The 12,152-nt window shown below is 39.9% G+C and carries 13 protein-coding genes; 1 reads left to right on the forward strand and 12 read right to left on the reverse strand.

Going from position 1 to position 12,152, the window contains the following annotated elements:
* Positions 1–54 precede the first annotated feature (54 nt).
* Positions 55–981, forward strand: coding sequence for a membrane protein insertase YidC (gene yidC, locus N8M95_RS05820; protein ID WP_020901995.1), 927 nt, complete (start codon positions 55–57; stop codon positions 979–981).
* A 176-nt stretch (positions 982–1,157) separates the two neighbouring features.
* On the opposite strand, the gene N8M95_RS05825 is transcribed toward yidC, so the two are convergent.
* From N8M95_RS05825 to rpe, 12 genes are all read right to left on the reverse strand, one after another.
* A complete protein-coding gene (locus N8M95_RS05825) occupies positions 1,158–2,246 on the reverse strand; it encodes a sensor histidine kinase (RefSeq protein ID WP_049515998.1) in 1,089 nt (362 codons plus the stop codon).
* Positions 2,216–2,902: a response regulator transcription factor gene (locus N8M95_RS05830; RefSeq protein WP_000323581.1), complete on the reverse strand. Its 687-nt coding sequence runs from the start codon at positions 2,900–2,902 to the stop codon at positions 2,216–2,218. Before N8M95_RS05830 ends, N8M95_RS05825 begins: the two co-directional genes overlap by 31 nt.
* 61 nt (positions 2,903–2,963) lie before the next feature.
* The gene (locus tag N8M95_RS05835) at positions 2,964–3,683 is read right to left on the reverse strand and encodes a hypothetical protein (RefSeq protein ID WP_049516002.1); all 720 of its coding nucleotides are present in this window, start codon (positions 3,681–3,683) and stop codon (positions 2,964–2,966) included.
* 1 nt (position 3,684) lies between these two features.
* Positions 3,685–4,470, reverse strand: coding sequence for an ABC transporter permease (locus tag N8M95_RS05840; RefSeq protein WP_061590038.1), 786 nt, complete (start codon positions 4,468–4,470; stop codon positions 3,685–3,687).
* 1 nt (position 4,471) lies between these two features.
* Positions 4,472–5,182, reverse strand: coding sequence for an ABC transporter ATP-binding protein (locus tag N8M95_RS05845; protein WP_020901990.1), 711 nt, complete (start codon positions 5,180–5,182; stop codon positions 4,472–4,474).
* A 320-nt stretch (positions 5,183–5,502) separates the two neighbouring features.
* Positions 5,503–6,297, reverse strand: a complete 795-nt coding sequence (gene pflA / locus N8M95_RS05850; RefSeq protein ID WP_004255837.1) for a pyruvate formate-lyase-activating protein — start codon at positions 6,295–6,297, stop codon at positions 5,503–5,505.
* Positions 6,298–6,422: 125 nt separating this feature from the next.
* Positions 6,423–7,673 (reverse strand): diaminopimelate decarboxylase, encoded by a 1,251-nt coding sequence (locus N8M95_RS05855; protein ID WP_261116790.1) that lies wholly within the window; start codon positions 7,671–7,673, stop codon positions 6,423–6,425.
* Between the two features lie 66 nt (positions 7,674–7,739).
* Positions 7,740–8,567, reverse strand: coding sequence for a pur operon repressor (gene purR, locus N8M95_RS05860; RefSeq protein WP_004238844.1), 828 nt, complete (start codon positions 8,565–8,567; stop codon positions 7,740–7,742).
* A gap of 105 nt (positions 8,568–8,672) precedes the next feature.
* The gene (locus N8M95_RS05865; protein ID WP_023947069.1) at positions 8,673–9,614 is read right to left on the reverse strand and encodes a 3'-5' exoribonuclease YhaM family protein; all 942 of its coding nucleotides are present in this window, start codon (positions 9,612–9,614) and stop codon (positions 8,673–8,675) included.
* A complete protein-coding gene (locus tag N8M95_RS05870) occupies positions 9,604–10,860 on the reverse strand; it encodes a DNA recombination protein RmuC (RefSeq protein ID WP_023947067.1) in 1,257 nt (418 codons plus the stop codon). The genes N8M95_RS05865 and N8M95_RS05870 overlap by 11 nt, the downstream gene beginning before the upstream one ends.
* 1 nt (position 10,861) lies before the next feature.
* Entirely contained in the window at positions 10,862–11,524 is a 663-nt protein-coding gene (locus N8M95_RS05875) for a thiamine diphosphokinase (protein WP_031237001.1), read from the reverse strand.
* Positions 11,487–12,143: a ribulose-phosphate 3-epimerase gene (gene rpe, locus N8M95_RS05880; protein ID WP_023947063.1), complete on the reverse strand. Its 657-nt coding sequence runs from the start codon at positions 12,141–12,143 to the stop codon at positions 11,487–11,489. The genes N8M95_RS05875 and rpe overlap by 38 nt, the downstream gene beginning before the upstream one ends.
* Between the last annotated feature and the right edge of the window lie 9 nt (positions 12,144–12,152).

A 12,152-nucleotide genomic window follows, 5' to 3' on the forward strand; every position in this document is an offset into this window, starting at 1 on the left:
TGTAAAAAAACAGTAGAATAGAAAGGTATAATTTTTAAAGAAGGAATAAAAACAGTGAAATCTATTAAACGTTTTGCACTCTCAGCTATGGGAGTGGCTATGTTGCTAGTCTTGACTGGCTGTGTTAGAGTCGATAAAGCCACAGGAAAGCCAATAGGATTTATTTGGAATACGATTGGAGCGCCTATGGCTGAAGCTATCAAGTACTTCGCTACTGATCAAGGTCTAGGCTTTGGTGTCGCTATCATCATCGTAACCATTATCGTGCGCTTGATTATCTTGCCACTTGGTATCTACCAATCATGGAAGGCAACGCTTCACTCTGAAAAGATGAACGCCCTCAAGCACGTCCTTGAGCCACACCAAACACGTCTCAAGGAAGCGACTACTCAAGAAGAAAAACTCGAAGCCCAACAAGCTCTCTTTGCCGCTCAAAAAGAACACGGCATCAGCATGTTTGGTGGTGTAGGATGTTTCCCTATCCTCCTTCAAATGCCTTTCTTCTCAGCTATCTACTTTGCTGCCCAACATACTGAAGGGGTTGCTCAAGCAAGCTACCTAGGCATTCCTCTAGGTTCTCCAAGTATGATTTTGGTTGCCTGCGCAGGTGTCCTTTACTATCTTCAATCGCTCCTTTCACTTCACGGAGTAGAAGACGAAACGCAAAGAGAACAAATCAAGAAAATGGCTTACGTGAGCCCAATCACGATTGTTGTCTTCTCCCTCATTTCACCAGCCAGTGTCACACTTTACTGGGTTGTCGGTGGTTTCATGATGATTCTCCAACAGTTTATCGTCAACTATATCGTTCGTCCAAAACTTCGCAAAAAAGTCCGTGAAGAACTGGCAAAGAACCCACCAAAAGCAAGTACTTTCTCTACACCAAGTGGACGAAAAGACGTTACCCCTGGACAACCAACTGCTATCACAAGCAAGAAAAAACACAAAAATCGCAACGCTGGAAAACAACGTTCGAGATAAAGCTACGTAAATTATCCAATAATTAAAAAACGAATGAATGATAAATAGTTTTCATCAACTAGATATCATCATTCGTTTTTATTATCTACCGTTACATCTTATACTAGTCGAAAAAGTTAAATAGTTTAAAAGCTCACATATAAAAACTATTCAATCATAAATTAACAAGTAAATCACTATGATTTAATACAATTCACAGTTATTAAAACTTCTGCTCCCTCGTCTCTATTTCTAAGCTCAACTCGGCCTTTGTGTAGTTTTGCAACTCTACATACAAAACTTAGTCCAATACCATAATGTTGCTCTTTATACGATCTAGCTTTATCCATACGATAAAAGAGCTTTCCAAAATTAGTTAAAACTTCCTCTGGAAATTCCGAACCATTATTCCATATACCTATTTTCAATTCCTTCCCCTCTTGCTCTACTCTAATTTTAATTTTAGGATTCTGTTTATCAGCGTATTCCAAAGCATTTGTTAAAATATTTTGTATGGCACGAATCAGAAGAGATTGATTTATATAATAGTTTTCAGTTCCTTTCACATTTTGTTCAAAAGAAAACTTCATCTGATTTTTTATCAAAAAAGAGACTTCTTTCTCTAATTCATTGATAAAATCTGAAGAGGAATACTCCGTCCAACCTGTCTCATCATCATAATAGGTTTTAGAATAGTGAATCAATTGATTGAAATAATCTAGTAACTGTTGACTAGCTCTTTCTATATCTGCTAAGCATTCTTGAGATTGGTCGTTTTCAGTTATCGTCTGCAAAAATTCCACATTTCCCCTAATAATGGTTAAGGGAGTTTTTAAATCATGAGAAGCTGCTGAAACCTGAAACATCAAATCTTCCTTCTGCTGTTTCTCATTAACTATTAATTGTCGAATTCTATCTTGCATCACAATAATCCGATTTCCTGTCTCGCGAAATTCTTTAACCGTTAAACTTTCTGTACATTCCTTCTTCAACCACATACTATTTTCATAAATCAAAGTCATTTCATAACTCAGTTTTTTCAACAATTTTCCAATGTGATAACTTATTAGAACAATCAATAAAACACAAATATATATCCATGATGACACATTAAAAAAGATTGATAGAACACCACTATTGTTTAAAGTTTTCCCATCTTCATTTATTTGTATAGATACTGAAGCTAAGGGAATAAGATAGGCCATTAGTAAGCCAAGACTAAACTGCCAAATAATTCTCCAACAGGTTTCTCGAATTAATTGTCTAAAACTTTTGATTCTACCCATTGATATCCTCCACCGTATAAGGTTTTAATTGGATTTAATTGATAAGGTTTCAACTTTTGACGAATTTGATAAATGTACTCTGAAACCGAACGTAAGAGCGCTTCTGAACTTTGTGGATATAGATAATTATAAATTTCCTCAATAGAATATATTTTACTTGGGTTGCTTGCCAAAAGATTCACTATGTCAAATTCCCTCCTTGTCAGAGCAATCTTATCATCGTTTACAAATAGTTCCTTACTATCCGTATATAGTATAAGCTTCCCAATCTTTATTTGATGAACATTTCCTTTAATCCGTTCTTCACGACGTAAGTGCATTTTAACACGTGCTAACAATTCTTGCATACTAAAGGGCTTCATAATATAATCATCAGCACCTGCATTAATTCCAGCTACTAAATCTTCATCCATATCCTTAGCAGTTATAAAACAGATAGGAACAGTTATCTGTTCGCGAATCATCTGACAGATCTCTAAACCACTAACAGGCATCATAATATCTAATAGAATCAAGTCAAAGCCTGTAAAATCACAAAGATCAATCTCTTCTATCTTATTTCGTATGACTACTTCATATTTTTCATATTCTAGTACTTTTTTTATTAGGCGAAGAATAGCGAGATCATCATCTACCACCAAAATTTTATAAGCCATAACTCACCCTCCTAACTATATTATAGCACTAACCAAGAAAAAGACAGGACATCCCCTGTCTTTAGCGTACATTTCTTCCTATAAGTATCAATGTAGCAAATAGAAAAACAATTAATAACCAAACTATTTGTATCCCTAAGCCTTGCCACACTGGATAATAAAGCGACAAGGGATGGGTATAAAAACAATTCATACTAGCTAGTAATGGTAAATTTCTAAAAAAAGAACTGAATTGTAGTAACATTTGTCCCAACCCCAATAAAAGGGATAAACTGATTCCCAAAATTAAGATAAAAGACTGGGAAATAAATACAAAAATACCACTTAAAAGAGAGAAGGTTAGAATAGAAATACATGCTGGAAATAGGATTGTCAGAACATGTTTAATATTACTCAAAAGATTGATATTGTAGTATCCTTGGGCGATTAGTATACATAATGATATTACAGCGACCAATAATACAATTTCCACACATAATACAATAGCTAGTTTACAGATTATAAATTTCAAACGATTTGGACATGTAAGAAAACTGGTACGAAGGCTAGAACCTGTAAATTCTTGACCTATAAATAGAACCGCTAGACTAACGAAACCTGCCTGTCCTAAATAGAGACTTTGCAGTAGCTGTTCCAAAACAAACTGTAGAGTCAACTGGTCTGGCTTACTATTTAAAAAAACAACCATCGCCGGAATACACAGTAATAGAGCACCTATAATCAACCAGTGCCAAGGATTCATAATAAACTTGAGATACTCACTTTTAAGTTGTTCTTTCAACTTATTCACCTCCTCCAATATCTGACTTGAGTAAGCGGTAAATTGCTAAAGCCAAGAATGAGAAGTTCCAACAAAGTAAAAATAAAATATGTTGTAAACTATTATGTTCTAAAATTTGAGGAGATGTAGCAATCAATCCTTGCCCCAATGCAACTGGAAGAAATTTTGCAACCGATATATAGTTTGCTAAGAATGTTCCTAAATTGTAGACTTGAGGAAGCAAAAATAATAGAGGAACAATGGCTGTTTTAAATGTCAAAGCCATAATATAGGCCAGCAGTCCCAACAAAGTCCAAGCTATACTGGCTAAAAATATATAGAACCAAACTGTTCCATTTAGTAAAAAAAGCAATAAGCCATCTTGTCCTAAAACATAATGTGTCATGTTAATTGTCAAGAATATTGATAGAAAGGAAATGATAAAAGAAAATATAAGCCAAACTAATGTTTTTGAAACTAGGAAAGTACTTCGATTTGTAACAGAGAGGAGGCTTGTACGAATAGCCAAGCCTTTGTATTCCTCGGCTCCGTAAATTGAGCCTAGGATAATCATAATAAAAACACCAAATAAAGTGACATCAAAACCTAAAAATTCAATAGGAGGTAAGGCCTCTGCTAAATCTGGATTTGTCTCTGGTGTAGCATGGATACCAACTGAAACAATTTGAGAAGCACCAATATTTGCTAAAAACGTTTGAAATACCAGTATCAAGAATAGTACAACATGAGTAGCTCTATTATAAAGTAATTTCAATATTTCAGAATGAAGAGAGTAAATAAGTGCCATGTCACTTCCCTCCCTCTGTTAAACTAAAGAAGACTTCCTCTAGTGAAGAAAGATTTTTCATCACTTCTTGTAAAGTCCCTTTTATAAGAACTTTTCCTTTATTTATGATAACTACATCATCTGTTACTGCTTCCACTTCCGATAATATATGAGATGACAGTAAGACGGTCTTCCCTTCTTGAGCTTGTTTTTTTATAAACTCTCTAAACCACCGAATTCCTCTTGGATCCAACCCATTAGTCGGTTCATCCAATATCAGATATTGAGGATTTCCTAATAGAGCTGTTGCAATTCCCAAGCGTTGTCCTTCTCCTAATGATAATTTCCCAATTTTAGATTTTTTCTTATGACTAATATCCACCATATCCAAGACTTGTTCAATTCGCTGACTGGATATCCCATTACTAGCAGCAACAATTTTCAAATGTTGATAAACAGTCCGATCATCAGGAGCTCCTACACTGTCAAATGAAGCTCCTACAGTCTTTAGAGGAAATTTTAATTCCTTATAAGTTTGATCTCCAATTTTGGTAAGACCAGATGTTGCTTTGTCTAATCCTAATAAAATACGTAAGGTTGAACTTTTACCAGCTCCATTTGGACCCAGGAAAGCAGTCACTTTACCTGCTTTTGCTTCAAAAGAAATATCTTTTAAAATTTGAGTTTGGCCATACGACTTACATAAATTTTTAATGGTAATACTTTGTTCCATAGATGTTCTCCTATTCTATTTAATATTTCTAAAAGTAACTATATCTTATACACTCATTTTCGGATTTTTTTCAGAATTTAGAGAGTAAAAAAGATTTAATACTCAATGAAAATCAAAGAGCAAACTAGGAAGCTAGCCGCAGGCTGCTCAAAACACGGTTTTGAGGTTGTAGATAAGACTGACGAAGTCAGTCACATATATACGACAAAGCGACGCTGACGTGGTTTGAAGAGATTTTCGAAGAGTATAAAATTTTGTTTCATTTAATTATCTATATTTGTGTAAATTTAAAAGCCCGATGTTTCCATCAGGCTTCTTTTTTATCCATGTACACGTTTCATATAGTCTTGGTAACTTTCGGTATCCATGAGTTTTTTAGCGTTCTTGACGCGATCTGCTGTTGGTGGTTTAACCCCTTCGAGTGAATATGGAATTCCCAATTCACGCCATTTGAATTCTCCCATAGTGTGATAAGGTAGAATTTCAAACTTATCAACATTTTTAAGGGTCTTGACGAATTTACCAAGTTCAATCAAGTCATCATCTCTGTCTGTCAACCCTGGAACTAGCACGTGGCGAATCCAGACAGGTTTTCCAATATCTGATAAATACTGGGCACAGGCCAAGATATTTTTATTGGTTTGGCTAGTAACAATCTTGTGCTGTTCTTCGTTGATTTCTTTGATATCCAAGAGGACCAAGTCAGTGACAGCCATGAGTTTGTCAAACTTCTCAAGGTAACGTGGTTTATTACGGAAAGGAAGGGCACAGGTGTCCAAAGTACAGTGGATTCCTTGTTCCTTAGCCTTGGTGAAGAGAGCAATCAGGAAATCAATCTGCAAGAGGGCTTCTCCTCCACTGACTGTAATACCGCCCTTATTTCCCCAGAAACCGCGGTAGCGCAAGGCCTCTGTCAAGACATCATCTACCGTCCGTTCACGTGACTTATTGGACTCCATAGCCCAAGTATCCGGGTTATGGCAATACTGGCAACGCATGTGACAGCCCTGCAAAAAGACAATAAAGCGAATACCAGGGCCATCTACCGCCCCAAAACTTTCTGTCGAATGCACCATTCCTGTCACTTGTCCATAATCAATTGTTTCTTCAGACATATCGTTACCTTCCTTGAAAACGTTTTATAGTTTTATTATATCACGACTTGAAGGAAAAACAAGATTTTTGCCTATTTTTTAGAAAGCAATCTGTTTTTCAATTTCATTTTCAATTACTTATCATTTTATTCTTCAAAATCAAAGCCATACAAGGTTGCAAAGTAGTCCTCAGGGCGCTCTGCACGGCGGATTTGACGGGCTTTACCTTCTTCGGTATAGAGGATTTCCGCAGAACGAAGTTTGGCATTGTACTGGTAGCCCATTGAAAAACCATGAGCACCTGTATCATGAATTACCAGCAAATCACCGATTTCTGTATGAGGTAGTTCACGATTTACTGCAAATTTATCATTGTTTTCACAGAGTGAACCAACCACATCTACAACTTCAGCTGGTCCATCTGGATGGGTCAGATTGGTAATATGGTGGTAGGCTCCGTACATGGCTGGACGCATGAGGTTGACTGCTGATGCATCCACACCTAGATAGGTACGGTAGGTTTCCTTCTTATGAGTGACTCTTGTGACCAAAGCACCGTGAGGTGCCAACATAAAACGACCCAATTCGGTGAAAATCTTAACCTGACCAAGACCTGCTGGCGTAAGGACCTCTTCATACACCTTACGAACTCCCTCACCAATCAAGGCAATATCATTTGGCTCCTGGTCTGGACGATAGTTGACACCAATACCGCCAGAAAGATTGATAAAGTCTAGCGAAATGCCCAACTTTTCCTTGATTTCAACAGCCAATTCAAAAAGCTGACGCGCCAACTCTGGATAATAGAGATGGGTCACGGTATTGGACGCTAGGAAGGAGTGGATCCCAAATGTCTTAGCTCCTTTTTCCTTCAATATAGCAAAAGCTTCAAAGAGCTGGTCCTTGGTCATGCCAAACTTGGCTTCTCCAGGATTGTCCATGATATCTGTTCCCAGTTCAAAAACACCACCAGGATTGTAACGACAAGAGATGATTTCTGGAATGCCTGCTGCGCGCTCTAGATGTTCAATATCTTCAAAGGCATCCAAGTTAATGGTCGCACCCAATTCACGCGCATAGGCATATTCCTTATCTGGCGTATTGTTTGAAGAGAACATAATCTCAGAACCAGGGAAATTCAGTTTATGACTCATCAAAAGCTCCACATAACTAGAGCAGTCCACGCCACAGCCTTCCTCTTGGAGAATTTTCAAAATAACTGGGGTTGGAGTAGCCTTAACTGCAAAATATTCCTTAAAGCCCTTGTTCCACGAAAAGGCTTGGTTGACGGCTCTTGCCTTCTCACGAATTCCCTTCTCATCATATAAGTGAAAGGGAGTCGGGAACTCGGCAACAATCTTTTCTAAGTCTTCTTTATTGATAAATGGTGTTTTCATAAGTTTCCTTCTATTCTATTTGCAAAGAAAGGCTGGGACAATCGTTCCAACCTTTAGTTCTATCTCTTATTTGTCTTCGTCAAAGATATTGCCAACCTCAACATCGATGGCTTGGTTCTTGACATCAATATTGGTTACCTTCAAGAGTGACTTGTAGTCAAACTGCTTTTCACGTTCTTCTTGGGCATTGTCCGCAAAGACCGCTACACCTGCCAATTCTGAATCAAACTCACGCAAGAGACTGATCATCCCATTGACAGTTCCGCCACCTTTCAAGAAGTCATCCACAATCAAGACACGGCTGCCTGCCTTGAGACTACGTTTTGAAAGGAACATTTTCTCAATGCGGTCACCACTTGAACCGGATACATAGTTGACGCTGACAGTTGAACCTTCGGTAATTTTCAGGTCACGGCGCACAATAACAAAAGGAACATTGAGGACATTGGCAACTGCATTTGCAAGTGGAACACCCTTGGTCGCTACGGTCATAACGGCATCAATTTTTTGGTCCATAAAGCTCTTGGCAATAATACGACCAATATTTTTCAAGATAGCTGGTGTGCTAAGCAAATCAGACAGGTAGATATAGCCACCTGGCAAGATACGGTCACTTTCTGACAACTTGGCACGCAAGTCCTCAACCATTTCCTTGGCATCATGGCTTGAGATTGATGGGGTGAAAATGACACCACCACCAGCACCAGTTACTGTCTGGATATGGCCAATTTCGATTTCCTCAAAGGCGCGTTTGATAATCACGATATCCTCTGAGATGGATGATTTAGCAGATTCGTACTTTTCAGCAAAAGTATTGAGACTAGTTAGTTTATAAGGATTATTAATCAAATAGTTGGAAATGACAACCATCCGATCACTTCTTCTTAATTTCATTTCTATTTCCCACTTCATTTAATTTTGATATTTTATCTATTATACCATATTCACATAAAAAAACGAACATTCTTATCCTAAAAAATGCTCATTTTTCTTAAATTATTAATCTAAATCTGGTTTATAGAAGGAACGATTGTCCATAGCGAAGATTTTATTGGTCATCTCTCCCTTATCCACCAAAGCAAGAGCAGTTGACATCATCATCATGCTTGCATCCAGATTGTCAATCATATGGATAATCTCTGCTTCCATAATGCGTGGACGGACTGGACTTCCATACTCAAGCAAGCCATGGTGACTAAGGATGACGTGACGAAGCAGAACGACTTCTTCCTTGGTATCATCGATGCCGAGTTCCATCACTGTCTTGGTAATTTCACTATCAATCAGAGCAATATGACCAAGAAGATTGCCTCTGACTGTATACTCAGTCTGGTCTGGTCCCGTCAACTCAATGACCTTGGCCAAGTCATGCAGCATAATTCCTGCATAGAGCAGGCTCTTATTGAGCTGAGGATAGACCTCGCTAATGGCATCTGCCAAACGTACCATAGTCGCCGTATGATAGGCCAAACCCGTTTCAAAGGCATGATGGTTAGTCTTGGCAGCTGGATAAGAGTAAAATTCCTTATCATATTTGGTGTAGAGATTTCGGACAATTCGTTGCCAAACAGGATTTTCAATTTTAAAAATCATTTGCGCCATGTAGTCACGGATTTCCTTGACATCAACTGGCGACTTGACCTTGAAATCAGCTGGGTCATTGGGTTCGCCGGGTTGAGGCAGGCGGAGAGTAATTTGATTGACCTGAGGGGTGTTATTATAAACTTCTCGGCGCCCTTTCATGTGAACAACCTTACCTGCTGTAAAGGCCTCAACGTTATGAGGTTGGGCATCCCAGAGTTTCCCTTCAATCTCGCCACTATCATCTTGGAAGGTAAAGGCTAGATAGTTTTTCCCAGCGCGAGTTTGTCTCAGGTCAGCTGACTTGATTAGGTAAAAGCCTTCAAACAGCTCATCTTTTTTCATGTGACTAATCTTCATATTCTTCCTCATTTTCTTGGAAATGGAGTAGATCAAGCGCAGGCTCACCTTCTGATAACTCAATGTGACGGAGCGTCCGCTCGATAGCTGTGGTACGACGGTTTAATAATTCATCAATATTGCCAGAGGCATGTTGGAGATGCTTTTGTGCCTTGACCAGAATACCACCAAACTTGCCAAACTCGGTCTTGACGCTGGCAAGAGTCTTACTGATATGGTCGGCACTCTTTTGGATATTGAGAGTCTTGAAGCCAACTGATAGAGAGTTAAGCAGGGCTGATAGGGTACTTGGACCTGCGACAATAATCTGCTCTTCCCGTCTCAAATCATCAAAGAAGACCGGATTGCGGACGATTTCTGAGTAGAGACCTTCTGTCGGAACAAACAAGATTCCAAAATTGGTCGTCCGAGGCGGTGCTATGTACTTGCTCTTGATATCCTTGGCAAAGCGTTTGACGCTGGCTAGGAGCGACTTACGACAGCGTTCGATCTCGTCCTTGTCACCCGCTTCATAGGCTTCTTCTAAGCGGTAATAATCTGCCAGTGGAAACTTGGAGTCAATCGGTAAGTAGACATATTCCTGGTCACCCTGTCCAGGCAACTTGATGGCATACTCCACTCGTTCACTAGAGTTTTCAACCGTTGCGTATTCTCGTTCGTACTGGGCAGGTGTCATGATGTCTTCGATGATTTGCCCCAGTTGCAATTCTCCCAGAATCCCTCGCGTTTTGGTTCCAGAGAGAACCTTGTTGAGGGCTCCGACATCGCGGGCAACTGTCTGCATTTCTCCAAGACCACGATTGACAGACTCCAGTTGTTTGGAAACTGTCTCGAAGGAGGCTTGTAAGCGTGTCTGCAAGGTCTTTTCTAGTTTTTCCTCGACTGTCTGGCGCATTTGTTCCAAACGTTGCTCATTTGATTCCTGCAGGGCTTGGAGACGTTGGTCAGTCTTATCCCTGGTTTGGAGGAGATTCTCCGTCATTTCTTGACGGACCTGAGTTAAGCCTTGGTGCAACTCGATTCGCACTTCTTGCAAACGGTCACTGACAGCCACTTCCAAATCTTTTTGGTCCAACTGACTGGCTTGTCGGGCTTGTTCAAAGCGGTAGTCCAACTGGTCTGACAAGTGATCTGCCTGATCCTCCAAGCTCTTGCTTAGGTGTTTCTCCTGCTTATCCTGCCTTTGCCAAATCAGAAAGAGGCCAGCAAGGTTGGCAATCAATAATAGAACAAGTAAACTTTCCATCCTACCTCCTGTCCTTGCTATGCAGCACGACTACATAGCCATCTGGGCAAGTCACCGACACTTCCCTATCTATATATTCGTTAGAAGCGTACACTTTTTTAAAGAAAAAATTTTCCTCAGTCAACTCATACTTAGCACCGAGAATAGTCAGCTGGCTATCCCGAACTGGCATAAAGGCTAGATAGTCATAGTCTAAACGAGGTTCTAACTGACTGGTCCCTTCTGGACAATAGGCAATCAAATTTTGCCCATCTTCAATCGCTATCTGGCGCATATAGGGAGCCAACTTAGGATTGCTAGGTAGAAAGACGTTAGCTAGCATATGATCAATACGACCACCCAAAGCACCGAAAATAGTGACCGCAGCCTGAGGATTTTGCTCAAAGATGGTTAAGAGAGCCAGTTCCAAATCTGTATCATCTTTTTCTGGTCGGGCTTGGACAAAATGCTGGGCACGTTTTTGAATCACCTGTCGCTCTTCTTCCGTCACAGAATCAAAATCTCCGACTGCTAGAGCAAGAGGCAAATCTTCTTCCAAGACCCAGAGAGAACCTCGATCCACACCGACAAATCTATCAAAGTCCGTCCGGTAATGACCGCGGTCTCCGCCAGCAAAAACAGCAACCCTAGTCCAGTTGTTTTCTGAGAGTTTGTACTCGCTCATTGACTTCTCCCTTAAAGACATAGGAACCTGCTACAAAAACAGTCGCACCAGCTTCTTTGGCCAGAGCAATAGTTTGGTCATCAATCCCGCCATCCACTTCGATTTCAAAGTTCAAGCCTTTTTCCTTACGAAGTGCAACCAACTCACGAACCTTATCCATGGTTTCTGGCAGAAAGGCTTGCCCACCAAAACCTGGATTAACCGTCATGACTAAAACTTGGTCAACTAGATGAAGGACGTGCTTGATAGCTTCAACAGGCGTACCAGGATTGATGACAACTGATGGCTTGACACCGAGTGAACGAATTTTTTGGAGGGCACCATGAATATGGGGTGTTGCTTCCACATGAATGCTAATGATATCCGCTCCCGCACGCGCAAAGTCTTCTAAATGATGCTCAGGATTAGCTACCATCAAGTGGCAGTCAAAGACCATCTTGCTATGAGGGCGAAGAGCTTCGACCACACCTGCACCAAAACTGATTTGTGGCACAAAGTGCCCATCCATGATATCGATATGGGCATATTCTGCCCCAGTTGCTTCTAGGCGTTTGATTTCACGTTCAAAGTTGGCATAATCTGCTGCCAGAATTGACGGAGCAATCTTGTATTGAGACATAGGTTTCTC

Origin of the sequence: Streptococcus mitis (assembly GCF_946190325.1) — a bacterium.
In the GTDB taxonomy this organism is placed as follows: domain Bacteria; phylum Bacillota; class Bacilli; order Lactobacillales; family Streptococcaceae; genus Streptococcus; species Streptococcus mitis_CF.

Excerpts from the sequence above, each read along its gene's own strand:
- N8M95_RS05870 (WP_023947067.1), bottom strand. The coding sequence starts at position 10,860 with ATGGAAAGTTTACTTGTTCTATTATTGATTGCCAACCTTGCTGGCCTC.
- N8M95_RS05845 (WP_020901990.1), bottom strand. The coding sequence starts at position 5,182 with ATGGAACAAAGTATTACCATTAAAAATTTATGTAAGTCGTATGGCCAA.
- N8M95_RS05825 (WP_049515998.1), bottom strand. The coding sequence starts at position 2,246 with ATGGGTAGAATCAAAAGTTTTAGACAATTAATTCGAGAAACCTGTTGG.
- pflA (WP_004255837.1), bottom strand. The coding sequence starts at position 6,297 with ATGTCTGAAGAAACAATTGATTATGGACAAGTGACAGGAATGGTGCAT.
- N8M95_RS05855 (WP_261116790.1), bottom strand. The coding sequence starts at position 7,673 with ATGAAAACACCATTTATCAATAAAGAAGACTTAGAAAAGATTGTTGCC.
- N8M95_RS05875 (WP_031237001.1), bottom strand. The coding sequence starts at position 11,524 with ATGAGCGAGTACAAACTCTCAGAAAACAACTGGACTAGGGTTGCTGTT.
- rpe (WP_023947063.1), bottom strand. The coding sequence starts at position 12,143 with ATGTCTCAATACAAGATTGCTCCGTCAATTCTGGCAGCAGATTATGCC.
- purR (WP_004238844.1), bottom strand. The coding sequence starts at position 8,567 with ATGAAATTAAGAAGAAGTGATCGGATGGTTGTCATTTCCAACTATTTG.
- N8M95_RS05840 (WP_061590038.1), bottom strand. The coding sequence starts at position 4,470 with ATGGCACTTATTTACTCTCTTCATTCTGAAATATTGAAATTACTTTAT.
- N8M95_RS05830 (WP_000323581.1), bottom strand. The coding sequence starts at position 2,902 with ATGGCTTATAAAATTTTGGTGGTAGATGATGATCTCGCTATTCTTCGC.
- N8M95_RS05865 (WP_023947069.1), bottom strand. The coding sequence starts at position 9,614 with ATGAAGATTAGTCACATGAAAAAAGATGAGCTGTTTGAAGGCTTTTAC.